Origin of the sequence: Kribbella sp. NPDC050820, from assembly GCF_040653975.1 — a bacterium.
In the GTDB taxonomy this organism is placed as follows: domain Bacteria; phylum Actinomycetota; class Actinomycetes; order Propionibacteriales; family Kribbellaceae; genus Kribbella.
In genome coordinates, this window is sequence record NZ_JBFAHB010000057.1 from 1 (window position 1) to 25,682 (window position 25,682).

Annotated in this window: 28 protein-coding genes; 19 read left to right on the forward strand and 9 right to left on the reverse strand. The window is 69.2% G+C overall.

Annotation, left to right across the window (positions count from 1 at the left end; all coding sequences use genetic code 11):
- Positions 1 to 132: 132 nt before the first annotated feature.
- Complete coding sequence (locus AB0H36_RS34815; protein ID WP_360533662.1) at positions 133 to 519, reverse strand: hypothetical protein; 387 nt, start codon at positions 517 to 519, stop codon at positions 133 to 135.
- A gap of 159 nt (positions 520 to 678) precedes the next feature.
- On the opposite strand from AB0H36_RS34815, the gene AB0H36_RS34820 reads away from it, so the two are divergent.
- Positions 679 to 1,917, forward strand: a complete 1,239-nt coding sequence (locus tag AB0H36_RS34820) for a carboxylesterase family protein (protein ID WP_360533665.1) — start codon at positions 679 to 681, stop codon at positions 1,915 to 1,917.
- Here AB0H36_RS34820 and AB0H36_RS34825 read toward each other — a convergent pair.
- From AB0H36_RS34825 to AB0H36_RS34835, 3 genes are read right to left on the reverse strand one after another with little or no spacing between them, the layout of a single operon-like run.
- Positions 1,906 to 2,535 (reverse strand): maleylpyruvate isomerase family mycothiol-dependent enzyme, encoded by a 630-nt coding sequence (locus AB0H36_RS34825; RefSeq protein ID WP_360533668.1) that lies wholly within the window; start codon positions 2,533 to 2,535, stop codon positions 1,906 to 1,908. The genes AB0H36_RS34820 and AB0H36_RS34825 overlap by 12 nt on opposite strands.
- Before the next feature lie 24 nt (positions 2,536 to 2,559).
- The gene (locus AB0H36_RS34830; protein ID WP_360533671.1) at positions 2,560 to 3,741 is read right to left on the reverse strand and encodes an RNA polymerase sigma factor; all 1,182 of its coding nucleotides are present in this window, start codon (positions 3,739 to 3,741) and stop codon (positions 2,560 to 2,562) included.
- Positions 3,738 to 4,076 carry a YciI family protein gene (locus AB0H36_RS34835; protein WP_360533674.1) on the reverse strand — a complete coding sequence of 113 codons (339 nt, stop codon included), beginning with the start codon at positions 4,074 to 4,076 and terminating at the stop codon, positions 3,738 to 3,740. Before AB0H36_RS34835 ends, AB0H36_RS34830 begins: the two co-directional genes overlap by 4 nt.
- 195 nt (positions 4,077 to 4,271) lie before the next feature.
- Between AB0H36_RS34835 and AB0H36_RS34840 the strand changes: the two genes are divergently transcribed.
- The 4 genes from AB0H36_RS34840 to AB0H36_RS34855 all read left to right on the forward strand — a co-directional run bounded on the left by AB0H36_RS34840 (position 4,272) and on the right by AB0H36_RS34855 (position 8,476).
- Positions 4,272 to 4,658, forward strand: a complete 387-nt coding sequence (locus AB0H36_RS34840; RefSeq protein WP_360533677.1) for a VOC family protein — start codon at positions 4,272 to 4,274, stop codon at positions 4,656 to 4,658.
- A 46-nt stretch (positions 4,659 to 4,704) separates the two neighbouring features.
- Positions 4,705 to 5,475 (forward strand): phytanoyl-CoA dioxygenase family protein, encoded by a 771-nt coding sequence (locus AB0H36_RS34845; protein ID WP_360533680.1) that lies wholly within the window; start codon positions 4,705 to 4,707, stop codon positions 5,473 to 5,475.
- A 25-nt stretch (positions 5,476 to 5,500) separates the two neighbouring features.
- Positions 5,501 to 6,994, forward strand: coding sequence for a glucose-6-phosphate dehydrogenase (zwf, locus tag AB0H36_RS34850; protein WP_360533683.1), 1,494 nt, complete (start codon positions 5,501 to 5,503; stop codon positions 6,992 to 6,994).
- A gap of 252 nt (positions 6,995 to 7,246) precedes the next feature.
- Positions 7,247 to 8,476: a serine hydrolase domain-containing protein gene (locus tag AB0H36_RS34855; protein ID WP_360533686.1), complete on the forward strand. Its 1,230-nt coding sequence runs from the start codon at positions 7,247 to 7,249 to the stop codon at positions 8,474 to 8,476.
- A 42-nt stretch (positions 8,477 to 8,518) separates the two neighbouring features.
- Here the strand turns inward: AB0H36_RS34855 and AB0H36_RS34860 are convergent, their stop codons facing one another.
- Complete coding sequence (locus tag AB0H36_RS34860) at positions 8,519 to 9,484, reverse strand: ABC transporter substrate-binding protein (RefSeq protein ID WP_360533689.1); 966 nt, start codon at positions 9,482 to 9,484, stop codon at positions 8,519 to 8,521.
- A 245-nt stretch (positions 9,485 to 9,729) separates the two neighbouring features.
- Between AB0H36_RS34860 and AB0H36_RS34865 the strand changes: the two genes are divergently transcribed.
- From AB0H36_RS34865 to cobF, 6 genes are read left to right on the forward strand one after another with little or no spacing between them, the layout of a single operon-like run.
- Entirely contained in the window at positions 9,730 to 9,963 is a 234-nt protein-coding gene (locus AB0H36_RS34865; RefSeq protein WP_132213771.1) for a hypothetical protein, read from the forward strand.
- A 14-nt stretch (positions 9,964 to 9,977) separates the two neighbouring features.
- Positions 9,978 to 11,717, forward strand: coding sequence for a fumarate reductase (quinol) flavoprotein subunit (gene frdA / locus AB0H36_RS34870; protein WP_360533693.1), 1,740 nt, complete (start codon positions 9,978 to 9,980; stop codon positions 11,715 to 11,717).
- A gap of 2 nt (positions 11,718 to 11,719) precedes the next feature.
- Positions 11,720 to 12,463 (forward strand): succinate dehydrogenase/fumarate reductase iron-sulfur subunit, encoded by a 744-nt coding sequence (locus tag AB0H36_RS34875; protein ID WP_360533696.1) that lies wholly within the window; start codon positions 11,720 to 11,722, stop codon positions 12,461 to 12,463.
- A complete protein-coding gene (locus AB0H36_RS34880) occupies positions 12,460 to 12,840 on the forward strand; it encodes a fumarate reductase subunit C (RefSeq protein WP_360533699.1) in 381 nt (126 codons plus the stop codon). The genes AB0H36_RS34875 and AB0H36_RS34880 overlap by 4 nt, the downstream gene beginning before the upstream one ends.
- Positions 12,837 to 13,193, forward strand: a complete 357-nt coding sequence (gene frdD / locus AB0H36_RS34885) for a fumarate reductase subunit FrdD (protein ID WP_360533702.1) — start codon at positions 12,837 to 12,839, stop codon at positions 13,191 to 13,193. Before AB0H36_RS34880 ends, frdD begins: the two co-directional genes overlap by 4 nt.
- Positions 13,194 to 13,208: 15 nt before the next feature.
- The gene (gene cobF / locus AB0H36_RS34890) at positions 13,209 to 13,964 is read left to right on the forward strand and encodes a precorrin-6A synthase (deacetylating) (RefSeq protein ID WP_360533705.1); all 756 of its coding nucleotides are present in this window, start codon (positions 13,209 to 13,211) and stop codon (positions 13,962 to 13,964) included.
- A 158-nt stretch (positions 13,965 to 14,122) separates the two neighbouring features.
- Here the strand turns inward: cobF and AB0H36_RS34895 are convergent, their stop codons facing one another.
- Together AB0H36_RS34895 and AB0H36_RS34900 are read right to left on the reverse strand one after the other, a co-directional pair.
- Entirely contained in the window at positions 14,123 to 15,553 is a 1,431-nt protein-coding gene (locus AB0H36_RS34895) for a DHA2 family efflux MFS transporter permease subunit (protein ID WP_360533708.1), read from the reverse strand.
- Between the two features lie 48 nt (positions 15,554 to 15,601).
- Positions 15,602 to 16,084 carry a MarR family winged helix-turn-helix transcriptional regulator gene (locus AB0H36_RS34900; protein ID WP_360533711.1) on the reverse strand — a complete coding sequence of 161 codons (483 nt, stop codon included), beginning with the start codon at positions 16,082 to 16,084 and terminating at the stop codon, positions 15,602 to 15,604.
- Positions 16,085 to 16,217: 133 nt separating this feature from the next.
- Between AB0H36_RS34900 and AB0H36_RS34905 the strand changes: the two genes are divergently transcribed.
- The 7 genes from AB0H36_RS34905 to AB0H36_RS34935 all read left to right on the forward strand — a co-directional run bounded on the left by AB0H36_RS34905 (position 16,218) and on the right by AB0H36_RS34935 (position 22,980).
- A complete protein-coding gene (locus AB0H36_RS34905; protein WP_360533714.1) occupies positions 16,218 to 17,393 on the forward strand; it encodes an MFS transporter in 1,176 nt (391 codons plus the stop codon).
- 10 nt (positions 17,394 to 17,403) lie between these two features.
- A complete protein-coding gene (locus AB0H36_RS34910; protein ID WP_360533717.1) occupies positions 17,404 to 18,519 on the forward strand; it encodes a precorrin-3B synthase in 1,116 nt (371 codons plus the stop codon).
- Positions 18,516 to 19,154 (forward strand): precorrin-8X methylmutase, encoded by a 639-nt coding sequence (locus tag AB0H36_RS34915; RefSeq protein WP_360533720.1) that lies wholly within the window; start codon positions 18,516 to 18,518, stop codon positions 19,152 to 19,154. The genes AB0H36_RS34910 and AB0H36_RS34915 overlap by 4 nt, the downstream gene beginning before the upstream one ends.
- A complete protein-coding gene (locus AB0H36_RS34920) occupies positions 19,151 to 20,677 on the forward strand; it encodes a precorrin-2 C(20)-methyltransferase (protein WP_360533723.1) in 1,527 nt (508 codons plus the stop codon). The genes AB0H36_RS34915 and AB0H36_RS34920 overlap by 4 nt, the downstream gene beginning before the upstream one ends.
- A gap of 76 nt (positions 20,678 to 20,753) precedes the next feature.
- Positions 20,754 to 21,458: a hypothetical protein gene (locus AB0H36_RS34925; RefSeq protein WP_360533726.1), complete on the forward strand. Its 705-nt coding sequence runs from the start codon at positions 20,754 to 20,756 to the stop codon at positions 21,456 to 21,458.
- Between the two features lie 87 nt (positions 21,459 to 21,545).
- On the forward strand, positions 21,546 to 22,187 hold the full coding sequence (locus AB0H36_RS34930) for a hypothetical protein (RefSeq protein ID WP_360533729.1): 642 nt from the start codon (positions 21,546 to 21,548) through the stop codon (positions 22,185 to 22,187).
- A 91-nt stretch (positions 22,188 to 22,278) separates the two neighbouring features.
- A complete protein-coding gene (locus tag AB0H36_RS34935; protein ID WP_360533732.1) occupies positions 22,279 to 22,980 on the forward strand; it encodes an SDR family oxidoreductase in 702 nt (233 codons plus the stop codon).
- Between the two features lie 36 nt (positions 22,981 to 23,016).
- On the opposite strand, the gene AB0H36_RS34940 is transcribed toward AB0H36_RS34935, so the two are convergent.
- Positions 23,017 to 24,213, reverse strand: coding sequence for a transposase (locus tag AB0H36_RS34940; protein WP_360533735.1), 1,197 nt, complete (start codon positions 24,211 to 24,213; stop codon positions 23,017 to 23,019).
- A gap of 111 nt (positions 24,214 to 24,324) precedes the next feature.
- On the opposite strand from AB0H36_RS34940, the gene AB0H36_RS34945 reads away from it, so the two are divergent.
- Positions 24,325 to 24,807, forward strand: a complete 483-nt coding sequence (locus tag AB0H36_RS34945) for a 2,4'-dihydroxyacetophenone dioxygenase family protein (protein ID WP_360533738.1) — start codon at positions 24,325 to 24,327, stop codon at positions 24,805 to 24,807.
- Here the strand turns inward: AB0H36_RS34945 and AB0H36_RS34950 are convergent.
- On the reverse strand, positions 24,797 to 25,675 hold the full coding sequence (locus AB0H36_RS34950; protein ID WP_360533741.1) for a LysR family transcriptional regulator: 879 nt from the start codon (positions 25,673 to 25,675) through the stop codon (positions 24,797 to 24,799). The genes AB0H36_RS34945 and AB0H36_RS34950 overlap by 11 nt on opposite strands.
- Positions 25,676 to 25,682: the final 7 nt, after the last annotated feature.

Consider the following 25,682-nt stretch of genomic DNA (forward strand, 5'->3'; position numbering starts at 1 on the left):
TGTCGGAGCTGATGCGGCTCGCGTGGCGCACGGTCGGGGCGATCGTACGGCGGGTTTGTGCCGCCCCGGAGGGGCTTCGCCCCCCGGACCCCCCTTGGCTGTGGTTGCTGTCGGCTGTTCGGTGCGGGTTTGTTAGTCGTCGGGTAGTGCGATCAGGGACATGAGGACTCTGGTCTTGCCTGGTCTCTGCTGTCGGTGGGGTTCTAGGAGGGCGTTGATGGTCTCGCGGAGGTTCGTCAGCTCGGTCGGGTCGGCGTAGATGAGCTGCTGTGAGTAGGTGGGTTGGTTGAGGGTGAGGGTTCGCTCTGTCGTTCCTCTGACCTTGCGTTCTCGGACGACTGTTAGGTAGCCGGCGTCGATGAGGGTGGCTACGTGGCGGTAGAGGGTGGTGGTGGGGACGTCTGGGAGGTCTTGTTTCAGGGCTGTGGTGGTTACTTCCCGGCCTAGGGCCCGTTGGGCTATGCGCCAGCGGATGGGGTGGAGGAGGGCGTCTGGGACGGGGGTTTGGGGCTTGGGCATGGGGTCTCCCCATTGGTTTCAAGTTTGGTAATAATAGCGCGGATGGAAGCATTTCCCTTCGGCCGCGGCTGGTGGTACGTCGTGGGGCGTAGTTGGGAGGTTGACTGCTGCGCCGGGTGAGGTAGTGGAAGTCGGGCCTGTGCGCGGACGTCTTGCCACGTGAGCTACACAGGTGTGCCGTACGCCGCTCCCCCGGTCGGCGACAAGCGATGGCGTCCACCTGCTCGGCCGAAACCGTGGTCGGGGGTGCGCGACGCTACGGCGCCGAGCACCCCGTGTGCGCAGCAACTGGGGGCAGTCGGCTCAGAGGACTGCCTCTACCTCGACGTCCGGGTGCCACGTGGCGTGCGGCCGGGTGAGCGGTTGCCGGTCCTGGTGTGGTTGACGGGCGGCGGCTTCGTGACCGGAGCGGCCAAGGAGTACGACGGCACCGAGCTGGCCACGTCCGGCCGGCTGATGGTTGTCACGGTCAACTATCGCCTCGGAGCACTCGGCTACCTCTCGTCCCCCGCGCTCGGCGAAGGCAACTACGGTCTGATGGACCAGGCCGCTGCACTGCGCTGGGTACGGCGCAACGCCGCCGCCAGCTTCGGTGGAGACCCCGCCAACGTCACACTGGCCGGTCAGTCCGCTGGAGCACGCTCGGTGTGCGCACTGCTGGCCTCACCGCTCGCCCGCGGCCTCTTCGACCGTGCGACCGTCCAGAGCGGCGCGTGCGAGAACAGAGTGCCGACGCAGGCCGAGGCACGAGCGTTCGGCGCCCGCGCAACCGAGGAACTGGGCTGCACGGCCGCGCCTGATGTCGCAGCCTGCCTGCGCGAACGCCCTGCAGGCAAGGTGCTTGAGGCGCTCTCGCGGCAGTCGTCGTCGCTGACGGCAGCGCAGTACAAGGCGGTGCTGGTCGAGACGTTCGGCGACCGGGCGGACGCCGTACTCGCGAAGTACCCGGTGACCACCAGTCCGGCGCTGGCGTTGGCGACTGTGCTCAGTGACTGGGGTGGCTTCATCGGTGCGTGCGCTGTGCTGCGGACTGCCCAGGCGGCCGCCAGGCATCAGCCGGTCTACGCCTACGAGTTCGCCGAGGACAGCGGACGGGTGCTGCCGGACGGCTACCCGCTCGGCGCCTTCCACAGCTCGGACCTGCCGTACCTGTGGGCCGTCGATATGCCGCAGAACCCGTTCCCGCCACTCACCCCAGACCAGGAACGCCTGTCCGACACGATGATCGGCTACTGGTCGGCGTTCGCTCACACCGGCAACCCCAACGGCGCCGGACGTCCCAAGTGGTCCACCTTCAACAACTCCGGCACGGTATTGGGACTTGCCACGACTGGGGTCGCGCCAACGCCGTACGGCGCCAACCACCAGTGCGGCTTCTGGCAGGGTCTACCGCGCTGAGTGCGTGGTGAAGCGCGCCGCAGGGCCGCCAGTCAGGTGGTCCGATGGGAGGGTGCGGCCGCAGAGCACGAGGAGGAGGTCTTGGGCCTGGCCGGACAGGACCTCCCCGGTGCCGTGCGTCCAGTCGAGGTCGGTGGCGCGAAGCTGGACGCCGGTGAGGTCCACGCCGAAGTACTTGAGGTGACGGGGATTCACACCGTCGAGGACGCGACGCAGACGGTCCTCGGGCACCCGCCGGTCGATGCCCAGCGCAACGGTGATGTCGAGGCCGTGGACGACGTCGTGGGAGAGCGCACCCTCGTACCCGCCGCCCGGTGGCTTCCACGGGTGGTTGACGTTCTGCCGCAGGCACTCCGTGAGCTCGTGCCGCGAGAGCTCGGCGGCGTCCTGCCGCGCCTGGCGGTCCGAGAGCTTGTTGAACTTCCCGCCGGCCCGGACCATCCCCAGCAAGAACCGAGGCATGGACATCCGGTAGGGCATGGTGATGTGAGCGACGACCTCGCGCACCCGCCACCCCTCGCACAGGCTCGCCCTGTCCCAGTCCTCATCCCGCAACCCGCCCAGCAGCTCAGCAAGGTCAACTCGCTCCCCCGCCACCAACGTTCTGATCTCCGTCATACCCCACCGACGAACGGCCTCCGCTCAGACAGACAGCTCGTCCAGCCGGCGTCGCAGGTATTTCCGTTCGGCGTCTGTGGTGGCGAGGTCCAGGGCCTCGCGGTAGGACGTTGCGGCCTCGTGGTGTCGGCCGAGGCGGCGGAGGAAGTCGGCGCGAGTGGCTGGGAGCAGGTGGTAGCCGGCTAGTGGGCCGGCGGCGAGGTCGTCGAGCAGTTTCAGGCCTACTGCGGGACCGTCTGCCATCCCGATCGCTACTGCGCGGTTGAGTGCGACCACTGGGGTCTGCTTGAGCTGGCCGTACAGTCCGGCGATCTGCGGCCAGTCCGTGTCGGCCGCCGTACGCGCGGTCGCGTGGCAAGCCGCGATGGCGGCCTGCACCTGGTACGGACCGGGGCTGCCGCGGCGCAGGGTTGCATCCAGCAGCTCGACGGCCTCGGTGATGGCTGCGTGGTCCCAGCGGGTGCGGTCCTGGTCGTCCAGCGTCACCAGTACGCCGTCTGCGGTCAGGCGCGTGTCCCGCCTTGCGTCGTGCAGCAGCATCAGTGCGAGCAGTCCGGCGGCCTCGGGCTCGTCCGGCATGAGTTGCACGAGCAGTCTGGCCAGTCTGATCGCTTCACTGGTCAGGTTGCTGCGGAGGACGTCGGAGTACCCCTCGTTGAACAGCAGGTACAGCACAGCCAGTACGGCGGGCGTCCGCTCAGGCAGCAGGTGGGCAGGCGGGACGCGGTACGGGATGCCGGCGTGCTGGATCTTCTGCTTCGCCCTGGTCAGCCGCTTCGACATGGTCGTCTCCGGGACCAGGAACGCGCGTGCGATGTCCGCCGTACTCAGACCTGCCAGCGTCCGCAGCGTCAACGCGACGCGCGCCTCCATCGCCAGCGCCGGATGGCAGCAGGTGAACATCAACCGCAGCCGGTCGTCGGGTACGTCGTACGGCTCGTCGGGCTCGTACTCCACAGCAGCCACCTCTTTCAGCTTCGCGACGCCGACCGCCTCACGACGCAGCCAGTCGATCGCGCGGTTGCGCGCAGTGGTGGTCAGCCAGGCACCGGGCCTGTCCGGTACGCCGTCCCGCGGCCAGCGCTCCAGCGCCGCCGCGAACGCCTCCTGGGCGCACTCCTCGGACAGCTCCCAGTCACCGGTCACGCGGATCAGGGTGGCGACCACCTGGCCCCACTCCTGCCGGTAGATCTCCTCGAAGGTCACACGATCCCCGGCGGCGGCTCCAGCACCGGGCGGATCTCGATCGTCCCGTAGGTCGCGAACGGATGCTTGGCGGCGATCTCGATGGCCTCGTCCAGGTCGGCGCAGTTGATCAGCACGAACCCGCCGATCTGCTCCTTGGTCTCCGCGAACGGACCGTCGGTGAGCAGTAGCTCGTCGTTGCGAACCCGCACGGTGGTCGCCTCGTTCGGCGGCCGCAGCCCGGCCCCGCCCTCGACCACGCCGCGCTGCTCCATCTCCTCCGACCAGCCGCCGCACCCCTCGTTCGCGTGCGCCTCGGCCGTCTCGTCACCGCAGATCATCAGCAAGTACTTCACAGTCCTCCTCCAGGGGTCTCACCCCACCGACGAACAGCTCCAGCGGAAACAGACACCCCCACCGTAGAACGCCGGCGTCCCCGAGCACGTCGTACCCGGTCGGTGCCTTTCCGGGCGGTTTCTTGTTCGCTTTCCGGCCGGAGCGGACTAGCGTCGAAGGTGACGGATCGCCGGTGTCGAAGGGGAGGACTTGCGATGACCGGACGAGTAGTGCATTTCGAGGTGCCGTACGACGACGCCGACCGGGCGCGGGCGTTCTACGCCGACGTGTTCGGCTGGCAGGTCAACGTGATGCCGGAGCTGCAGTACACCAGTGTGTCGACCGGGCCTGTGACCGAGGAGGGGTTCCCGAAGGAGCCCGGCTACATCAACGGCGGCATGTTCGAGCGCGCCGGGGCGCCGGTCACCATCCCGGTGATCACCATCGACGTCGACGACGCCGACGCTGCGCTGGAGTCGATCGAGCAGCACGGCGGCAAGACGGTCGCGGCCAAGTTCGCGGTCGGCGAGATGGGCTTCGCGGCGTACTTCGAGGACTGCGAGGGGAACGTCCTCGGGCTCTGGCAGTCCGCGACCAGCTGAGTAATTCGGTCGCGGCCGGTCGCCGTACGCGGTCAGAGTGGTGAGCATGGTGACAGCGGCTCAGCATGAGGAGTTCGACCGCACCGGCCTGCTGCGGGTGCCCGGGGCGATCCCGGCGGGTGACGCGGCCGCGATGTGCGACCGGGTCTGGGACCACGTGCGCGCGGAGCATGGGATGGAGCGCGGCGATCCCGCGACCTGGCGCGTCGAGGAGCGGCTGTCCGGCCTGCGCAAGATTTCAGGCGGCCGGGAGTTCGAGCGCGTTGGCAGCCCGGCGGTCCGGTCCACCCTGGACGGGCTGCTCGGCGCATGGACCGAGCCGTCGAGGTGGGGTGTCCTGCTGGTCACGTTCCCACGCCATGAGCAGGCCGAGTGGGACGTTCCGTACGACGTCTGGCACAACGACTTCGTCCCGTACGACGCCGGCCGCGGGCTCCGCGCGGTCCAGATGTTCGTCCTGCTGAACGACATCCGGCCGCAGGGCGGCGCGACGCTCGTACTCACCGGCTCGCACCACCTGGTGGCCCGGTACGCCGACCCCGCCGAGGACGGCCCGCATCCGAAGCGGCTGCGGAAGGTGCTGACGGGCGTCGACCCGTGGTTGCGGCAGCTGTGGGTGCGCGACGATGCCAACGGCAACGACCGGGTCCGGCGGTACCTGGCCGACGGCGGCGAGGTGGACGGCGTACCGCTGCGGGTGGTCGAGCTGACCGGCCAGGCCGGTGACGCGTACTTCATGCACTGCGACACCTTCCACTCGGCCGCGCCCAACTGCGGGGACGCGCCGCGGATGATGGCGACGAACATGATCCGCTGACCGCCGGGTGCCTACACTTTCGGGTATGCCCGACCGCATCCAGACCATCGCCTATCCCGCGCCCGGATCGCGCCCGTCGCGACGGGATCCGGAGCCGCTCGCGCCGCACGTGATCGTGCTGTTCGGGGCCACCGGCGACCTGGCCAAGCGCAAGCTGCTGCCCGGGTTGGCGTACCTGCAGCAGTCCAAGTTCGCTCCCGACGTACGCATCATCGGGATGGCGACAGAGCAGCTCAGCTCCGACGAGTTCCGGGAGAAGGCCCGGGACGCGGTGGAGCGGTTCGGGACGCACCGGATGAGCAGCGAGGACCTCACCCAGTTCACCGACCGGCTCGAGTACGTGCCGGCCACCGCCGGGCCGGAGGCGCTCGCGACCGCGGTGAAGGCGGCCGAGGCCCAGCTCGGGCCGGACGCCTGCCGGCTGCACTACCTGTCCGTGCCGCCGAAGTCCGCGCAGGCGGTGGTCGCGATGCTGCGAGACGCCGACCTGGTCGACCGGGCCCGGGTGGTGATGGAGAAGCCGTTCGGCGACGACCTGGCCACCGCGATCCGGCTCAACGACTTCGTGCACGAGACGTTCGACGAGGCGCAGATCTTCCGGATCGACCACTTCCTCGGCAAGGAGGCGGCACTCAACATCCTCGCCTTCCGGTTCGCGAACGGCCTGTTCGAGCCGATCTGGAACCGCAACTTCATCGACCACGTGCAGATCGACATCCCCGAGTCCCTCGGCCTGGACCAGCGAGCCACCTTCTACGAGCCGACCGGCGCGTTCAAGGACATGGTCGTCACCCACCTCATGCAGGTGATGTCGTTCGTCGCGATGGAGCCGCCGACCGCGCTGGAGCCGCGGGCGATCTCCGAGGAGAAGAACAAGGTCTTCCGCTCCATGCTGCCGATCAACCCGGCCGACGTGGTCCGCGGCCAGTACAGCGGATACCGAGGCGAGGAAGGCGTCGCGCCGGACTCCGACACCGAGACCTTCATCGCGCTGAAGGTCGGCATCGACAACTGGCGGTGGGCCGGCGTCCCCTTCTACCTGCGCACAGGCAAGCGGCTGGCCGAAGGCATGCGGATCATCTCGATCGCCTTCAAGGAGGCGCCGAAGACCATGTTCCCGGCCGGCTCCGGCGTCGGAGGCCAGGGCCCCGACCACCTGACCTTCGACCTGGCCGACTCGTCGCGGGTCTCGCTGTCCTTCTACGGGAAGCGACCCGGCCCCGGGATGCGGCTGGAGAAGCTGTCGATGCAGTTCTCGACGCAGGAGACCGAAAGCGCGGGCGACGTACTGGAGGCGTACGAGCGCCTCATCCTCGACGCAATGCGCGGCGACCACACCCTCTTCACCACCGCCGAAGGCATCGAGTCCCTCTGGGACCGCTCCGCCCTGCTCCTGGAGGACCCACCCCCGGTCAAGCCCTACCAACCCGGCACCTGGGGCCCCAACGCCATCCACCAACTCATAGCCCCCCGAGCCTGGCGCCTCCCCTTCGAACGCGAATGGCGCGAGTCCAAGTAAGTCTTTCCCACGCTGCGACCACGCTTCGCTCCGCTCGCTCGCGCGGCTCCCGCCCGCCCTTGGTTCTGCCGGCAGAAATGTGGGCGGGCGGGAGCCGGGCGGAGCGGGCGACGGAGGAGCACGCGTAGCACGGCGTGGGAAAGAACTGCGTGGGGAAGAACTGCGTGTCAGGGCTGTGGCGGCTTCGTGTCAGGGCGGGCCGGGAGGGTTGCTGTCATGAGCGCGACCACACGGTATGAGGGAGATATCACGATGGGAACTGGCAGCACTGGCTTCTCGGCGGCAGGGGTGCGCCGACTGCACGACGTACTGCAGCGGCATGTCGACTCCGGGAAGGTGCCTGGGGTCGTGGCGCTGGTCAGCCGGGGCGGGGAGACGCACGTCGAGGCGATCGGGACGATGCGTCACGACGGCGGCGCCGACGTACGGCGGGACACGATCTTCCGGATGGCGTCGACGTCCAAGCCGCTCTCGATCGCGGGGGCGATGGTGCTGCTCGACGAGTGCAGGCTGCGGCTGGACGACTCGGTCGAGCAGTGGCTGCCCGAGCTCGCCGACCGGCAGGTGCTGAAGCGGATCGACGGTCCGGTGGACGACACCGAGCCGGCGCGGCGGCAGATCACCGTGCGGGACGTGCTGACGTCGACGTTCGGGCTCGGCATGGACATGACGGTGATCGGTACGCCGATCATGGGCGCGATCTTCGAGCAGGGGCTGACCCCGAACCTGCCGGAGCCGATGCCCGAGCCGGACGAGTGGATGCGCCGCCTCGGCACGCTGCCGCTGATGCACCAGCCCGGCGAGCAGTGGCAATACCAGCTCAGCAGCGACCTGGTCGGCGTACTCGTCGCCAGGGTCACCGGCCAGTCGTTCGAGTCGTTCCTGCGGGAGCGCATCTTCGAGCCGCTGGGGATGAAGGACACCGGCTTCCACGTGCCCGAGGACAAGATCGACCGGCTGCCGGACCTCTACGCCCCCGACCCGCAGACCGGCGAGTTCCTGGTCTGGGACGAGGCGAAGGGCGGACGGTGGAGCAAGCCTCCGGCGTTCCCGGGCGGCGGTGGCGGGCTCGTGTCCACCGCTGACGACTACCAGGCCTACTTCCAGATGCTGCTGAACGGCGGGATGCACGGGAACGAAAGGATTCTGTCCCGGGCCGTCGTGGAGCTGATGACCACCAACCGCCTGACCCCGGAGCAGACTGCCGCCCGGACCGACCTGGCGCGGGACAACGTGCACATCTCGTTCGGCCAGGGGCAGCACGGTGGCTGGGGCTTCGGGATGGCGGTGCGCACCTACCGGGGTGACTACGCGCCGGTCGGCCAGTTCGGCTGGGACGGCGGCAGCGGCACCTCGACGTACGCCGACCCGGCCAACCAACTGACCGGAATCCTGCTCACCCAAGTCGGAGCCTCCGCCCCCAACTCGATTCACTTCATGCACGACTTCTGGACCACCCTCTACCAGGCAATCGACGACTGACACCGAGGCCAGGGCCGGGGCGCCGCTCCGGCCCTGGAGTGGTCAGCCGGTGTGGAGGATCCGGAAGTTCGCGGGGTCGGCTGGGTCTCGGTCGACTACCTGGACCGGTGGCCAGGTCCATTGCCAGACGCTGATGCCTTCGGTGCGGGAGAAGCTGATCTGGCCGCGGGTTCCTGCTACTGAGACCTGCGGCCAGGATTGGCCGGTGCGGAGTACCTCTGCGAGTACGGCGATCGCGTCGTACCCCTCATACGCGACGAAGGACGGGGTTCCGTTGAGGGTCTTCTCGACTCGGGTGCCGAGTGGAGTGAGGTGCTCGGGAAGATAGCGCAGGAACGGGATCGCGGCGCCGTCGTCGCCGAGTAGCCTCGCCCACTCGGTGAACTCTGGTTGGCCGGCTGGGGCGCCGATCAGGGTGCCGGCGAGGCGCTGGTCGCCGCGGACGGCCTTGACGATCGGGACGGCCGGGTCTGGGATGCCGACCAGGAGGAGCAGGGCTGTTGCTTGGTTGGCGACTAGCTCGTCGCACACGTCAGTAGGGGTGAGGGTGGTTATGTCGAGTGCGATGACTGCGCCGCCGTGGGAGGCGACGTAGTCCTGCAGGATGCGGGTGCCGGTTGCCCAGTAGACGCTCGGTTGGGTTGCTACGGCGATGCGGGTGTGGCCGGCGCTGAGTAGGAAGTCCGCGTAGATCCTCCAACCGCGGGATTGCGGCGGGGAGAGGCGCGCTACCCAGTCGGTCGGCTGCTCGGTGAGCGCGTCGAGGACGGCTGACGAGCAGAGGTACGGCAAGCCGAGCGCGTCGGCGCGGGCGGCGGCCGATCGAGCGACAACGCTGTGGTACTCCCCCACCAAGGCAGCCACGCCTAGGTCCGCCAGCTCATCCACAGCGGCCGCAGCCTTCTGCGGATCGGCCGCGGTGTCCCGCACCACCAACTCGAGCGGCCGCCCGTCGATGCCACCCGCGTCGTTGACGTCGCTCAACCCCAGCGCCAACCCGGCGAGCAACTGTTCCCCCGCCTCAACCCACCCAGGCCGACTGAGCGGAGCAAGGGCACCAACCTGAACCGACGATCCCACCGGCGTGACCATGCCGCACATTGCATCCGCCACCATCACCGATCGGCAAGCCGATTACCTGCTCGCCCGAGGCGTGGGAAGGAACTGAGGCATTGCCCGGGGTTGGTTGTCGGGCGCACTATCGAGGTGTGATGTGAGTCACAAACATCTGGGTGGGGTCTGGAGGTGGGCGGATGACCGGGACCAGGACGCACATGACTGCGGAGCGGGCGCCGTGTGGGCGGGTGGGTGACGCCGACCGGAGCCAGGAGGACGACTTCGAGGGGTTCCGGATGGACGATGTGCGGTACGCCTGCGGGTGCCGCCGGATCCGGCACGAGTTTCATGACGGGAGTGTGCGGATCCAGACCGTGCGGCACGACGGCAAGATCCTGATGGACGAGCACAGCGGCGATCACGAAGCCTGACGGGGCGGGCGGACATGACATTTCACGACGTCGTGGTGATTGGTGGCGGCGGCGCGGGGTTGCGGGCTGCCATTGCGGTGGCGGAGACGAATCCGGCCTTGCGGGTGGCGGTGGTGTCGAAGGTCTATCCGATGCGCAGTCACACGGTGTCGGCCGAGGGTGGCGCCGCGGCGGTGGCGGCGGACGACGACTCGCTCGACGAGCACGCCTACGACACGGTGTCCGGCAGCGACTGGTTGTGTGACCAGGACGCGATCGAGGCGTTCGTGCAGGAGGCGCCGCGGGAGTTGCTGCGACTGGAGCACTGGGGTTGCCCGTGGAGCCGGCAGCCGGACGGGCGGATCGCCGTCCGGGCGTTCGGCGGCATGAAGAAGAAGCGCACCTGGTTCGCCGCCGACCGGACCGGCTTCCATCTGCTGCACACCCTGTTCCAGACCGCGCTGTCCTACACCGACATCATCCGGTACGACGAGTGGTACGTCACCAAGATCCTGGTCGACGACGGACGCGCGTACGGCGTCGTCGCGATCGAGCTGGCGACCGGCCGGATCGAGACCATCACGGCGAGCGCGGTGATCGTGTGCACCGGCGGCTGTGGCCGGGTCTACCCCTTCACCACGAACGCGAACATCAAGACCGGCGACGGGATGGCGCTCGCCCTGCGCGCCGGCGCCGCGCTGAAGGACATGGAGTTCGTCCAGTACCACCCGACCGGCCTGCCGTTCACCGGCATCCTGATCACCGAGGCGGCCCGCGCCGAAGGCGGCTGGCTGCTGAACAAGGACGGCTACCGCTACCTGCAGGACTACGACCTCGGTACGCCGTCCCCGACTCCGGTGATGCGCAGCATGGAGCTCGGTCCGCGCGACCGCCTCTCGCAGGCCTTCGTGCACGAGCTCGACAAGGGCCGCACGATCGACACGCCGTACGGGCCGGTGGTGAACCTGGACCTGCGGCACCTCGGCGCGAAGCTGATCGACGCCAAGCTGCCGTTCGTCCGAGAGCTGTGCTCGAAGTACCAGAACATCGACCCGGTCAAGGAGCTCGTGCCGGTCCGGCCGGTGGTGCACTACATGATGGGCGGCATCCACACCGACATCCGCGGCGCGACCTCGCTCGAGGGCCTGTACGCCGCCGGCGAGGTGGCCTGTGTCAGCATCAACGGCGCGAACCGGCTCGGATCGAACTCGTTGCCGGAGTGCCTCGTCTTCGGCAACCGGGCCGGCCGGGCCGCGTCGGTGTTCGCCGGCCGCTACCGCACCGCCGTACCGAAGGCGATCGAGGCGCAGGGACGCGACGAGGTACGACGGCTGACCGAGGAGCTGACCCGGCACGCCGAGGGGCACGAGCGGATCGCGGACATCCGGACCGAGATGCAGACCACGATGGAGAACGGCGCCGGGATCTACCGGGACGGCGACTCGCTGGCGAAGGCGGCCGAGCAGCTCGCGGAGCTGCGGCTGCGGTTCACGCATGCAGCGATCGACGACCACAGCACGAGGTTCAACACCGAGCTGATCGCGCTGCTGGAGCTCGACTTCATGCTGGACGTTGCCGAGAGCATCATCGCCTGCGCGCTGCGCCGGGAGGAGTCGCGGGGCGCACACCAGCGCGTCGACTTCCCGGCCCGCGACGACGAGCGGTTCCTGGCGCATTCGCTGGTACGGCGGGACCCGGACGGAACCAGCCGCGTCACGTACCTGCCGGTGACCATCACCCGCTGGCCGCCGGGAGAACGGGTGTACGGGAGGTAGGGATGGCAGACGAGATCACCCTGGAGGTAGCGCGCTACCGGCCCGACCAGGACTCCGAACCGGTGATGCAGTCCTACCAGGTGCCGCTGCGCGAACACTGGGCCGTGCTGGACGGGCTGTCGTACATCAAGGACAACCTGGACGGCACGCTGTCGTTCCGTTGGTCGTGCCGGATGGGCATCTGCGGTAGCTGCGGTATGACGATCAACGGCGAGCCGCAGCTGAGCTGCGCGACCTTCCTGACCGACTACGCGCCCGGTCCGGTGCGGGTGGAGCCGCTGCGCAACTTCCCGGTGATCCGCGACCTGGTCATCGACATCGACGACTTCATGACCAAGCTGCCCGAGGTCAAGCCCTGGATCGTCCGGGACGTGCACAGCCCGGTCGAGGAGGGTGAGTACCTGCAGACGCCGGAGCAGCTGGCCGAGTACCAGCAGTTCAGCATGTGCATCAACTGCATGCTGTGCTACTCGGCCTGCCCGGTCTACAGCCTCGAGCCGGAGTTCATCGGGCCGGCCGCGATCGCGCTGGCCCAGCGGTACAACCTGGACTCGCGCGACGAAGGGGCTGAGGAGCGTCGCGCCGTACTGTCGTCGCCGGAAGGGATCTGGGCGTGCACCTTCGTCGGTGAGTGCAGCGCGGCGTGCCCGAAGGGTGTGGACCCGGCCGGCGCGATCCAGCGGTACAAGCTGACCGCGGCGACGCAGTCGATCAAGGACCTGCTGATGCCGCGGAGCCGGCGATGAGCACGTACCAGCGGCCGCTCAACCTGTTCTGGTGGCTGGAGCGCCGGTCGTACCTGCTGTTCGTGCTGCGTGAGTTGAGCTGTCTCTTCGTCGCCTGGTTCGTCGTCTTCCTGCTCCTGCTGGTGAAGGCGGTCAGTGACGGACCGGCGGCGTACAAGGACTACCTCGACTGGAGCGGGCAGTGGTGGATGATCGCGATCAACGTGATCGCGATGGCGTTCGTGCTCCTGCACACGGTCACCTGGTTCGGGCTGGCGCCGCGGGCGATGGTGATCCGGCTGCGTGGACAGCGGATACCTCCGCCTCAGGTGGTCGTCGGGCACTACCTGTTGTGGCTGGTGCTGTCGGCGGTCGTCGCCTGGCTGGTACTGCGATGAACCGCCGCCGCCCGTACCCGGAACCGCTGCTCTGGATGCTGTTCAGCTCCGGCGGCATGGTCGCCGCGTTGATGGTGCCGATCCTGCTGTTCCTGTTCGGCATCGCGTTCCCACTGGACCTGCTGTCGCCGCCGGACCACTCGCACCTGCTCGCCATACTGCAGAACTGGATCACCCGGCTGGTCCTGTTCGGGCTGTGCGCACTGTGCCTGTTCCATTGGGCGCACCGCTTCCGCTTCACCCTGTACGACGGGCTCCAGCTCAAGCGGTACGGCGCACCGATCGTGGTGCTGTGTTACGGCGGCGCCGTAGTCGGGACCGTGGTCGCCGCCGCACTCCTGCTGTCCGTCTGACGTAGGGTCTGCGGCATGCGGGAGATCGTGGTGATCGGCGTCGGGGCGGGCGATCCGGAGCAGGTGACGATGCAGGCCGTGTCGGCGCTGAACCGGGTCGACGTGTTCTTCGTACTGGACAAAGGCGAGGTCAAGCAGGAGCTGGTCGACCTGCGGGAGGAGATCCTGCGCCGGTACGCGACGGACAAGGACTACCGGGTCGTCGTCGGCCGCGATCCGGAGCGGGACCGGACCACCAGCGCGTACGTCGAAGCCGTCGACGACTGGCGACGGCGCCGGGCCGACGTGTGCGCGGAACTGATCGCTTCCGAGCTCGGCGAAGGCCAAGTGGGCGCGTTCCTGGTCTGGGGCGACCCGTCGCTGTACGACAGCACGCTGGCGATCCTGGACGACATCCTGGCGCGGGGTGAGCTGGCGTTCGAGGTCGAGGTGATCCCGGGGATCAGCAGTGTGTCGACGCTGGCGGCACGGCACCGGGTCGGCCTGAACCAGGTGGGCCGGCCGATCCAGATCACCACCGGGCGCCGGCTGGCGAAGGCGTGGCCCGAGGATGTGGACGACGTGGTCGTGATGCTGGACGCGCAGACCGCGTTCACCGAACACCTCGACCAGGACGCGGACATCTACTGGGGTGCCTACTTGGGAACGCCGGATGAGCTGCTCATCTCCGGCCCGCTGCGCGAGGTGGCGTCGGAGATCGAGAAGGTCCGCGCCGAGGCGCGAGACCGCAAGGGCTGGATCATGGACACCTACTTGTTGCGCAGGAAGTAGACCAAAGGTGTAGGTGGGTTCGTCTTCGGGCCGAAGCGGGACCGGGGTGGTCTGGCTGACGCCCCACTGTCCGAGACGCAGCAGGTGCTGTCGAACCAGATGATCGACTACTGGACCGCATTCGCCCGCACCGGCAACCCCAACGGCTGCACCTCTGGTCAGGCATCCGCTGATCGACGGAGCAGCAGAGCGACAGTGAGTACGAGCGCCGCGAGGACGAAGCCAGCGGCAGCAAGCCACGCGGCGCCGTACCCATCTCGAAGAGCCAGTACGTCGCTCGCACCCTCACCCAACCGGCTAGCAGTCGTCGACGCAGCCAGCGTGGCCAGTACGGCGGTGCCGACCGCAGCGCCCGCCTGCTGCGCAGTGTTGTTGAGTCCGGAGGCCAGACCGGCGTCACCGGGCTCCGCACCCGACATGGCGAGCATGATCGCGGCCGGGATGGCCAGACCGATGCCGGCGCCCATCACCGCGAGCACTGGCGCGACGTTGACGACGTACGAGCCGTCGACAGGTGCCTGGCTGATCCACAGCAGGGCGACAAGGAAGGCGGCGAGTCCACCGGTGAGCATGACTCGTGGGCCGAAGCGGACTGTCAGGCGCGGTGCGATGGACAGCGACATCACGGCGTTCATCAGCGGCGCGGGGAGGAATGCCAGGCCAGTGGTGAGCGAGTCGTAGCCCAGCACGCGCTGCACGTACAGCGCGGTCGTGAACTGGAAACCGAAGCCGGCTGCGAACAGCAGCACCACGACGACGTTCGCCACCGTGACCTGTCGCTTGCGGAAGATGTGCAGGGCGAGCAGGGGGTTGGCGATGCGCGCCTGCCGCAGTACGAACGCAGCCAACAACAGCACCGAGACCATAGCCAGGATGAGCGTGCGCAGCAGCGACGCGTGCGGCTCAGCAGTCTGGACGATGGTGTAGACGCCAAGCGAGAGTCCTGCGGTCACCAGTACGGCGCCCAGCACGTCAGCGCCGTTGCCGAGGCCCAGGCCCCGCTCCCCCGCCAGCACCCGTACGGCGAATGCCAGCGAGAGCAGTCCGATCGGCACGTTGATCAGGAACGCCCAGTGCCAGCCGACGGTCTGGGTGATCACGCCGCCGAAGATCAGGCCGATGGACGCGCCGCTCGCCGCGGTGAAGCTGTAGACACCCATCGCCCGGGCCTGCTCACCCGGAGCCGGGAACAGCTTGACGATCATGCCGAGGATGACGGCGGACGCGAGCGCCCCGCCGACGCCCTGCAGGAACCGCCCGACGATCAGCACGCCGGCGCTGGTGGCGAGGCCGCACAGCAGCGAGGCGGCGGTGAACAGGGCGAGACCGGCGACGAAGACGCGCTTGCTGCCCAGCAGGTCGCCGACCCGGCCGGCCAGCAGCAGGAGGCCGGCGAAGGCGATCAGGTACGAGTTCATCACCCAGGCCAGGCCGGCCTGCGAGAAGCCGAGGTCCTCCTGGATGGTCGGCAGCGCGACGGTCACCACGGTGCCGTCGAGGATGATCATCAGCTGCATCACGCACAGCACGACCAGGGCCTTCACGCGGCCGTCGATCGTGGGTGCAGGGGTTGCCGAAGTGGTCGTCATGAAAACGACCATAACAGATAGTTCCGTAACAGACGATCTTTTAATGGATCATGGAGTGCGCTGGCGGGCTCGTCGTACCGGCTGCGCCTCGACCGGGGTGGACAGGTGGCCGTCGACGAGCTCGGCGAGGGCGTGCACGAACGGCGTGCGCTCGTCGGCGGCGAGCGCGGCCAGGGCCTCGGCGTGCACCCGGTCGACGATCCGCTGGCCTTCGTGCGCGATCTCGGCGCCGACGTCGGTGACTGCGATGATCCGGGCCCGGCGGTCGGTGGCCGACGGTTTGCGCTCGGCGTACCCGGCCTTCTCCAGCGCGTCGACGGTGACGACCATGGTCGTCTTGTCCAGATACGCCAGCTCGGCGATCTGGATCTGCGTCCGCTCCGCCTCGAGCGCATGCCGCAGGACGCACTGCATCCGCAGCGTGAGCCCGACCTCCGCCAGCGCCGCGGACAGCTGCGTCTCGAGCACATGACCGGCATGCGTCAGGTAGCCGGTGAGGTCTGGAACTGTCCGAGCTGGGGTTGCCGCCATACCTCGAGACTATCCCGCGCCAGATAATCCCGTCCCGGATCATCCCGGCGGAAAAGCGACATCGCGGTGCGCAGGTACGGCGAAGGCGGGAATCCGCCGGTGTTCGGCCAGTCGCACAGGTGGGGTGGAGGGCATGGCGACTGGGACGGTGGTGCGGGCTGGAGTGCGGGCTGGAGTGCGGGAGTGGTTGGGGGTGGGGGCGGTGACGTTCGGGATCTTCTCGATCGTCACGGCGGAGATGTTGCCGGTGGGGCTGCTCGGGCCGATGGGCAGCACTTTCGGGCTGTCGGCCGGGCGGACGGGGTGGTTGATGACCATGCCGGGGCTGGTCGCCGCGGTGGCGGCTCCGGTGGTGACGGTGGCGACTGCTCGGCTCGATCGGCGGGTGATGCTGTGCGCGCTGATGCTCGTGCTGGCTGCGGCTGACCTGCTCGCGGCCGCAGCGTCGGCCTACTGGCTGGAGCTGCTCTCGCGTGTCCTGGTCGGGCTGGTGATCGGCGGGTTCTGGTCCATCGGCGCGGGGCTGGCCGGGCGACTGGTGCCGGAGCGGCACGCAGTAGGGGCCACGGCGGTGATCTTCTCGGCGGTGCCGTTGGGCTCGGTCCTCGGTGTGCCGGCCGGGACCTACCTCGGCGACCTCGCGGGCTGGCGCACGGCGTTCGCCGTACTCGGGTTGCTGACACTGGCCGTGCTGGGTGGCCTCTATGCCTTCGTGCCGCCACTACCGCCTCTGCAGGTGACACGCCCCGCAGTCCTGCAGGCAGCGCTGAGACAACGTGACACCGGTGTGGCGCTGGCGCTCACCTGTCTGATCGTGACGGCACACTTCGGCACGTACACCTACGTCACCACGTTCCTGCGCGAGTCCATACAGCCGGAGCTCCTGAGTGGACTGCTGCTCGTCTACGGCGTAGCCGGCCTGGTCGGCAACCTCGTCGCCGGCAGCACCGCGGGCCGGCACCTACACGCGACGTTCCTGACCTGCGCGGGCCTCATAGCGGCCGCCACGCTGCTGTTGCCCATCCTCGGACGCAGTACGGCGGGAGCGGTGATCCTCCTGGTCGTCTGGGGACTCGGGTACGGCGGAGTGCCCGTCTGCTCGATGAGCCTCTTCGCCAAGGCGCTCCCCCGGACCCGCGAGGCGGCGACCGTGTTGTTCACCTCGTCCTTCCAGGCCACGCTGTCCGCCGGTGCTCTGCTGGGTGGGCTGGTCGTCGACGCGTGGTCGGTCTCGGTCGCGATGGTCTCCGGCGGGCTGTGCGCTCTGCTCGCCTGCACCGTGCTGCTGGGGTTCAGAAGGGCCACGTAGCATCTCGTGGATGCGTAGGACTGAGGCGGATCGGTGCCCCGGGGTGCTGGCAGTACATGAGGCGGCCGATGGAGGACTGGCTCGGGTGCGGGTGCCGGGTGGGGTGCTGAGCCTTGCGCAGCTCCAGGTGCTGCGGATGGCTGCGAGTGAGCTGGGTGACGGACGGCTCGAGCTGACCTCGCGGGGGAACGTACAGGTCAGAGGGCTGACGGAGGACGGTCCGCGGGAGCTGTCCCGGCGGTTGTACGACGCTGGACTGCTGCCGTCGATCACGCACGAGCGCGTGCGCAACATCCTCGCTTCACCGCTATCCGGTCTGGACGACCAGGGCACGTACGACGTACTGCCGCTCGTCAGCGCGGTCGATCGGGCCTTGTGCTCGCGTCCGGGGCTTGCGGAGTTGCCCGGGCGGTTCCTGTTCGCGCTGGACGATGGGCGCGGGGATCTGAGTGGAGTGCAGGCCGATGTGCTGGTGCGCGCGGTGGACGAGCGCGAGGCGCTTCTGAGCCTGGGTGGCTCGGCAGTGCGGGTCAGTTGGGCTGAGGTACCTGAGGTGATGGTCGCGGCGGCGGAGGCATTCCTGGCGGAGCGCGACGGCCAGGAGTGGCGGATCGCCGAGCTCGACGACGGAGGACGCCGGATCCTGAACCGCCTCGGACTGCCGACGACCGAAGAGCTGCCGACCGACACGGAAACCACCGGATCCTCGGTGATCACCGCCGGGAGGCACGGGTCGGCCCTGGTGGTGACGGTTCCGCTGGGCAGTCTCGGCCAGGAGCAGGCGGTTGTCGTCGCCGACGTGGCCGAGCAGGTCCGGGTCACGCCTTGGCGGTCGCTGGTCCTCGTCGCGCCGGCGGATCAGGGGGCGCGGCTGGAGGAGGTTGGCTTGGTCACAAAGGCGGACTCGCCGTGGAACGGTGTGACAGCGTGTGCTGGTCAGCCGGGGTGCGCGAAGGCGCTCGCGGACGTCCGGGCGGAGGCCTGGCGGGTGACCCCGCGGCTGCCGCGGCACGGACGGCCGATGCACTGGTCCGGGTGTGCGCGGCGGTGCGGGAAGCCGTCCGGTGAGTTCGTGGATGTGCTTGCGCTAGGCAACGGGTATTCGATCGACGGAGAGCGGATGTGAGTGGGTTCGAGTACGTGAAGGACGGCGCCGAGATCTACCGGCGGTCCTTCGCGACGATCCGGGCCGAGGCGGCGGGCGCGCTCGGCGGGCTCCCGGCCGACCTGGCGCAGGTCGCCGTACGGATGATTCACGCGTGCGGGATGACCGACCTGGTCGCGGACCTCGCGGCATCGCCCAACGCGGTCAAGAACGCGCGGGCCGCGCTGCAGGACGGGGCGCCGATCCTCTGTGACGCCCAGATGGTCGCGGCCGGCATCACCCGGAAGCGGCTGCCGGCGGACAACCAGGTCATCTGCACGCTCCAGGACCCCCGGACGCTCGAGCTCGCCGAACGCCTGCAGACCACCCGCAGCGCCGCCGCGGCCGACCTCTGGCACGACCACCTGGCCGGAGCTGTTGTTGCTATCGGCAACGCCCCGACCACGCTGTTCCGGCTGCTCGAGCTGATCGCTGACGGCGCACCCCGGCCGGCCGCGATCCTGGGCATCCCGGTCGGGTTCATCGGCGCAGCCGAGTCCAAGGACGCGCTGGCCGCGAACGACCTCGGGCTGGAGTACCTGGTGGTGCGAGGTCGTCGCGGCGGGAGTGCGATCACCGCGGCGGCAGTCAACGCGATCGCGAGCGAGGAGGAGTGAGCGGGCGGCTCTGGGGCGTCGGGCTCGGCCCGGGCGATCCCGAACTGGTGACGGTGAAGGCGGCCCGGCTGATCGGCGCGGCGGACGTGATCGCGTTCCACAGCGCGCGGCACGGCCGTAGCATCGCCCGCTCGGTCGCGGCGCCGTACCTCACCGAGGGGCAGATCGAGGAGCACTTGGTCTACCCGCTGACCACGGAGACGACCGACCACCCGGGCGGCTACCAGGGCGCGATGGACGACTTCTACACGGACTGCGCTGCCCGGCTCGCGGCGCATCTCGATGCCGACCGCGACGTCGTCGTACTGGCTGAAGGGGATCCGCTGTTCTACGGGTCCTATATGCACATGCACAAGCGGCTGGCCGACCGGTATCCGTGTGAGGTGGTTCCCGGCGTCACTTCGGTGAGCGCGGCGGCCGCCGTACTCGGTCGGCCGCTGTGTGAGCGGGACGAGATCCTCACCGTGCTGCCCGGCACGCTGCCGCCTGATGTCCTGGCGGACCGGCTGCGGAACACCGACGCGGCCGCGGTGATGAAGCTCGGCCGCACGTTCGCCAACGTGCGCGAGGCCTTCGAACTCGCCGGTCGCGAGGACGAGGCCTGGTACGTCGAACGCGCGACGACCGACGCGCAGCGCACCGCTCCCCTGGCCGACGTGGACCCGGCAGACGTGCCGTACTTCTCGCTCGCCCTGCTCCCGAGCCCGATCAACAACACCTTCACCGCCCCGACCCCCAAGACCGAGGCGGAGGGATCGGTGACCGTCGTCGGTCTCGGACCCGCCGGACCGGAGTGGATGACCCCGGAAGTGCGGGCGGCGATCGCCGGCGCCGACGACCTGATCGGCTACGGCCCGTACGTCGACCGACTGCCGGACCGCGCCCGTCAGCGCAAGCACGGGTCGGACAACCGGGTGGAGTCCGAGCGGGCCGCCTTCGCGCTCGACCTGGCTCGCAAGGGCGCCAAGGTGGTCGTGGTGTCGTCCGGTGATCCCGGTGTGTTCGCGATGGCCAGCGCGGTCACGGAGGTCGCGTCCGAACCCGAGTACGCCGACATCGCCGTACGCGTGCTGCCCGGGATGACCGCGGCCCAGGCGGTCGCCAGCCGGGTCGGCGCGCCACTCGGGCACGACTACTGCGTCCTGTCGCTGTCGGACCGCCTGAAGCCGTGGGACGTGATCGCCGGGCGAGTCTCTGCTGCGGCCGCGGCCGACCTGGCGATCGCGATCTACAACCCGGCCTCGAAGTCCCGCACCTGGCAGGTCGCCGCCACCCGCGACCTGCTCCTCGAACACCGTTCGCCCGGTACGCCGGTCGTCGTCGGACGCGACGTGGGCGGTCCGGAAGAAGAGATCACCGTCACCACGCTCGCCGAACTGGACCCGGAAGCGGTTGACATGCGGTGCTTGCTGGTGATCGGGTCGTCACAGACCCGCACCGTGCCCCGCCCGGCCGGCCCTCTGGTCTTCACTCCCCGCCGATACCCGGCGACGGTGAGTGAGCCCGCGCCAGAGGCCGGTTAAATCCGCCGTTCCGGCTGTGTAGGAACAGCCTCGGTGGGTAGGACCCGCGCGGAGCTGACCAGTGAGGAGATGCGGAATGGTCCAGCAGTACGGCGAGACCGCCACGATGAGGCAGCCTGTCGCCGCGGCGCCGGTGCCTGAGAATGCGGATGCGAACACGACCCAGAAGTACGAGGAGGCGCGGGCGGCAGCCCACCGGGCGATGAGCACTGTCACGATCATTCCTGACCGGCCACTGCCGGTCGAGCCGGTCGTCGACCCCGACCTGCTGTCGTACCGCGGCTTCAAGTTCGGCGCCGCGTTCTTCGGCTGGCTGATCGCCATCGCGATGTCGGTCGTGCTGTCGCTGGCCGTGTCCGCGGCCGCCGTGGGTACGGCGGAGGTCCTCGACTACACCCGGGCCGACGCCGAGGCGCAGGCCGGCGCGGCGGGCATCACGGCTGCGGCCATCGCCGTACTGACGATGTGCCTGGCCTTCTACTGCGGCGGGTACGTCGCCGGGCGGCTGGCCCGCTTCGACGGTGGTCGGAACGGGTTCGGGGTGTGGATGTTCGCGTTCCTGTTCTCCGTGCTGGCGGCCGGGGCGGGTGCGCTGCTGAACAACCAGTACGACCTGGTCTCCGAGGTGAACCGGCCGGACGTGGCGGTGTCCACCGACAGCATCACGACCGCGGGCATCATCGCCGCCGCGGCCCTCGTCGTACTCACGCTGCTGGCCGCCATCCTGGGCGGCAAGACCGGCAAGCGCTACCACGACAAGATCGACCGCCTGCTCGACTAGCGGTCAGTCACCACCTCGCCACGCTTAGCCAGCCCTCCGACGGGTACCGGAGGTGCGACACGGGGCTGTCTGGCGAGGAGAACTGACATGGCCCAGCAGTATCGAGAGGACACGCAAGCTGAGCGGCTCGGCGCGGCCGAGCCCTATGACGACGACCGGCAGGTCACCACGACCGAGCCGCTGTACCGGGCGGATGTCCCGGCCACCGAGGTCGACCCGGCGTACCGGGGCTTCAAAGGTGGCGCCGCGTTCTTCGGCTGGCTGGTCGCGGTCGGCCTGATCGCGCTGCTGAGCGGGATCGTCGGCGCGGTCGCCGCCGCCATCGACTACGCGGTGACGATCGACTGGAACGCGGCCGAGGCAGAGGCCGGCACGATCGGCATCGTCTCCGGCGGCGTGCTGCTGCTGATCCTGGCGATCGCCTACTACAACGGCGGGTACGTCGCCGGCAGGCTCGCCCGCTTCGACGGCGGCCGGCAGGGCTTCGGCGTCTGGCTGATCGGCCTCCTGGTCACCTTGATCGTCGCGGCGATCGGTGCCCTGGCCGGTTCGCAGTACGACGTGCTGGACCGGGTGGACCTGCCGTCCCTGCCGCTGACCGACGAGACGATGACCGCCGGCGGGCTGATCGCCGTCGGCGCGGCCGTGCTGGTGACGCTGTTCGCGGCCGTGATCGGCGGCAAGGCGGGACAGCGGTACCACCGCCGGATCGACGTGAGTGGCGACTGACCTGAGGAACGGGACCCGGGCTGCGGATGGGGGGCATCCGCTGTCCGGGTCTTCGTTGTGCTGACCTGGACAGCGGTGCAGGATGCCGGACATGGCTCGGACCGCGCTTGTCATCGGAGGTACGAGCGGTATCGGCGCGGCCACCGCGCTCCGGCTCGTCCTCGACGGCGCTTCCGTGGTCGCCGCCGGGTTGAAGGTCGCGGAGGCGTCTCCCGAGCTGCAGCGGTCAGCTCAGCTGCACGAGCTCGACCTCCGCGCGCCGGATGCGTTGGAGGAGCTGATCGGGTCGCTCGACCGGCTCGACGTACTGGTCAATGCGGCCGGCATCATCCGGCGCGGCCACGAGCACCGGCCCGAGGTGTTCCGGGAGGTCGTCGAGATCAACCTCACCGGCGCGATGCGGGCTGCCGAGGCCGCGCACGACCTGCTCGCCGCGAGCCGGGGCTGCATCGTCAACGTCGCCTCGATGCTGAGCTACTTCGGCGGGCCGCTGGTCCCCGGGTACAGCGCTTCGAAGGGCGGGATCGTGCAGCTCACCAAGTCGCTCGCGGTCGCCTGGGCGGCCGAGGGCATCCGGGTGAACGCGGTCGCGCCCGGCTGGATCGCCACCGACCTGACCGCCGCCCTGCAAGCCGATCCGGACGCGGCCGCCCGGATCATCTCCCGTACGCCGATGGCCCGCTGGGGCAGACCGGAGGAGGTCGCCGGTGCGATCGCCTTCCTGGCGGGCCCGGACGCGGGATTCGTCACCGGCGCCGTCCTTGCTGTAGACGGCGGCTACCAGAGCATTTGACGTCCTCCCCGCCGGAATCGGTAGGGATTCCAACTACTACGCGGAGGTAGCGTGTTGAGGTTCACGCTTCGGCGAGACCCGTACCGGCGTCTCTCGGCGTGCGCTGACGGCCCGTCCGGCCGCGATATTGACTGCCGCGTTCACGTCCGCGTGCGCCCGATACCTGCAGGCGACGCACCGGAACACCGATTGGCTCTCGCGGTTCTCCGGTGCGCGGTGCCCGCAGACGCTGCAGGTTTGCGACGTGTACGCAGGGTTGATCTTCTCGACCCGTCCCGCTGCCTTGTGCTGGAGGCGCCGGACGAGCAGGCCCCAGCCATTCGAAAGGATGCCGCGGTTGAGTCCGGCTTTGGCGCGGCGACGGTTCGGCAGATGGACGCCGGGCTGTACGGGGTCGGGTTTGGGTTTTGGTCGCTTGGTCATCCGAGCGACCCGCAGGTCCTTCACGCGGATGACGTCGAAGCGCCTGGCCAGGTCGGTGCTGGCCTGCTCGACCCAGTCCTTGCGGCGGTCGGCGACCCGGGCGTGCAGCTTGGCAAGCGCCGCCTTCACCCGTTGACGGCGACGCGACCCACGGCGGCAGCGCGACAGGCGACGCTGAAGCTGCTTCAGCCGCTCATGCTCATGTGCCGACGGACCGGGACAAGACAGCAGCTCCCCAGTGGACAGGGCCGCCGAAACAGCGACGCCGCGGTCCACGCCGACGACCTCACCCGTCCCCGGTGCGGGAATCGGCGGGGGGATCACGGCGAACGCGATATGCCAACGACCCACCCGGTCACAGGTGACCCGGTACGACCTCGCGGCGGGGACAGGTCGGGTCAGCCGGAACCGCACCCAGCCGACCTTGGGCACCAGCACGCCGCCCCACTTCCGGTTCAGCTTCACGATCCGGGACGCCTGGGAGCCGACGATGCGGAACCCCTCATGCAGCCCGGCCTTGCGCCAGGCCGGCCGTCCATGGGTGCCGCTGTAGAAATTCCTGACCGCCTGTCCGAAATCTCGCAGCGCTTGTTGCTGCACAGTCTGCGACCCCGCCCGCAGCCACCCGAACGTCAGTCGCGCCGCGGTCAACTGCCGGCACTGCTCAGCAAAGCCAGGTGCCGGTGTGCTGTCACGGGACCACATCGACCACTGCTCGAGCGCCAGGTTCCACACGTACCGCGCGTGGCCGCAATGCTCCAGCAACGCCACCCGCTGCGTCGGAGTGGGGCACAGCCGGTATCGGGACACGTCGTCAACCCAATCAGTCAGGACCGACAGTCTCTACGCCATGAAAGACGGCGCGGTCGCTGCCCATGCTTGGCGGCTCCACTCCCTACGAAAACATGTGAAGGAGCGTCGATGATCCCGGTTTCGGCAGGAGTTCCCGCGGAGATCGCCGTACCGGCGGTGCCCGAGGACGACCGGTTGTGGGTGCCGCAGGCGCCGGACGTGTGGTTCCGGCCGCTGATGCTGAACACGATCACCGGGCAGTGGTGCAACCTGCTCAAGGTGACCCGGTCGGGCATCGTGTCCCGGCACCGGCACCCGAGCGCCGTGTTCGGCTACGTGATCAAGGGCAAGTGGCAGTACGACGAGCACGACTGGGTCGCCGAGACCGGGTCGTTCGTGTACGAGCCGCCGGGTGAGATCCACACGCTGCGGGTGCCGGAGGACTGCACCGAGATGATCACGTTCTTCAACATCTCCGGCGCGATGATCTACGTCGACGACGCCGGCAACCAGACCGGCTACGAGGACACCTTCACCAAGATCCAGCTCTGCCGCGACCACTACGGCGCGAACGGGCTGGGCAGGGACTACGTGGACCAGTTCATCCGGTGACGGCACGGACCGCTTCGATCACCTGACCCAGCGCGGGCGAGGGCGGGCTGTCGCGCCGGGTGAACAGGCCGACCTGACGCTCGACGCCGGGGTCGGCGATCGGGACCAGACGGACGCCGGCCAGATTCGCGGTGGTGACCGCGAGCTCGTTGGTCACGCCGACGCCGAGACCATGCCGGACCAGCGAGAGCAACGTCTGCGGCTGGTTGGTGCGGAAGGCGGACTCGGGGCTCAGGCCCGCCGACGCGAACGCCAGGTGCGACTCGAACTGCCGCGGCCCGTCGCTCTCGCCGATCGAGATCAGCGGCAGCTCGGCGAGTTGCTTCAGGCTGACGGCCGGGCTGCCCGCGAGCGGGTGCTTCTCAGGGAACACGGCGGTCAGCGGCTCGCGCCACAGCACCTCGTGGGTGAGCGACTCGTCGGCGACCAGCGGGTGGACCGGGCGGATGGCGAGGTCGATGTCGCCGCGGACCAGGGCGCTCTCCAGGTCGACGCTGGGTCCTTCGACGAGGAGGAGCCTGACGTTGGCGGGGAGGCGGCGGACGACCTGGGGGAACAGCCAGGCGGCCGCGCTCGGGTAGGCGCCGAAACGGACCTCTCCCCCGGCGGACATGTTGTGGACGAGGCGCAGGATCTCCTCGGCCTGCGGGAGGAGCGCACGTCCTTCCGGCGTGAGCCGGGCCGGATGCGCGGTGCGGTCGAAGAGCTGGACGCCGAGGGCCTTCTCCAGGTCGGCCACGTGCTCGCTGATCCGGGACTGGCCGCGGAAGACGGCCTTGGCGGCCGCTGAGAAGCCGCCGTGGCGGGCGACCGCGACAAAGCTGACGATCCAGTCCATCCGAAAGCCGTACGCCGCGGTCAGGTCCATCTGCCCA

Coding starts and splice junctions, on each gene's coding strand:
- AB0H36_RS34815 (WP_360533662.1), bottom strand. CDS start 519: ATGCCCAAGCCCCAAACCCCCGTCCCAGACGCCCTCCTCCACCCCATC.
- AB0H36_RS34855 (WP_360533686.1), top strand. CDS start 7,247: ATGGGAACTGGCAGCACTGGCTTCTCGGCGGCAGGGGTGCGCCGACTG.
- AB0H36_RS34905 (WP_360533714.1), top strand. CDS start 16,218: ATGGCGACTGGGACGGTGGTGCGGGCTGGAGTGCGGGCTGGAGTGCGG.
- AB0H36_RS34900 (WP_360533711.1), bottom strand. CDS start 16,084: ATGGCGGCAACCCCAGCTCGGACAGTTCCAGACCTCACCGGCTACCTG.
- AB0H36_RS34875 (WP_360533696.1), top strand. CDS start 11,720: ATGGCAGACGAGATCACCCTGGAGGTAGCGCGCTACCGGCCCGACCAG.
- zwf (WP_360533683.1), top strand. CDS start 5,501: ATGCCCGACCGCATCCAGACCATCGCCTATCCCGCGCCCGGATCGCGC.
- cobF (WP_360533705.1), top strand. CDS start 13,209: ATGCGGGAGATCGTGGTGATCGGCGTCGGGGCGGGCGATCCGGAGCAG.
- frdA (WP_360533693.1), top strand. CDS start 9,978: ATGACATTTCACGACGTCGTGGTGATTGGTGGCGGCGGCGCGGGGTTG.
- AB0H36_RS34935 (WP_360533732.1), top strand. CDS start 22,279: ATGGCTCGGACCGCGCTTGTCATCGGAGGTACGAGCGGTATCGGCGCG.
- AB0H36_RS34880 (WP_360533699.1), top strand. CDS start 12,460: ATGAGCACGTACCAGCGGCCGCTCAACCTGTTCTGGTGGCTGGAGCGC.
- AB0H36_RS34825 (WP_360533668.1), bottom strand. CDS start 2,535: ATGACGGAGATCAGAACGTTGGTGGCGGGGGAGCGAGTTGACCTTGCT.
- AB0H36_RS34945 (WP_360533738.1), top strand. CDS start 24,325: ATGATCCCGGTTTCGGCAGGAGTTCCCGCGGAGATCGCCGTACCGGCG.
- AB0H36_RS34950 (WP_360533741.1), bottom strand. CDS start 25,675: ATGGACCTGACCGCGGCGTACGGCTTTCGGATGGACTGGATCGTCAGC.
- AB0H36_RS34910 (WP_360533717.1), top strand. CDS start 17,404: ATGCGTAGGACTGAGGCGGATCGGTGCCCCGGGGTGCTGGCAGTACAT.
- AB0H36_RS34930 (WP_360533729.1), top strand. CDS start 21,546: ATGGCCCAGCAGTATCGAGAGGACACGCAAGCTGAGCGGCTCGGCGCG.
- AB0H36_RS34895 (WP_360533708.1), bottom strand. CDS start 15,553: ATGACGACCACTTCGGCAACCCCTGCACCCACGATCGACGGCCGCGTG.
- AB0H36_RS34845 (WP_360533680.1), top strand. CDS start 4,705: ATGGTGACAGCGGCTCAGCATGAGGAGTTCGACCGCACCGGCCTGCTG.
- AB0H36_RS34840 (WP_360533677.1), top strand. CDS start 4,272: ATGACCGGACGAGTAGTGCATTTCGAGGTGCCGTACGACGACGCCGAC.
- AB0H36_RS34865 (WP_132213771.1), top strand. CDS start 9,730: ATGACCGGGACCAGGACGCACATGACTGCGGAGCGGGCGCCGTGTGGG.
- AB0H36_RS34925 (WP_360533726.1), top strand. CDS start 20,754: ATGGTCCAGCAGTACGGCGAGACCGCCACGATGAGGCAGCCTGTCGCC.
- frdD (WP_360533702.1), top strand. CDS start 12,837: ATGAACCGCCGCCGCCCGTACCCGGAACCGCTGCTCTGGATGCTGTTC.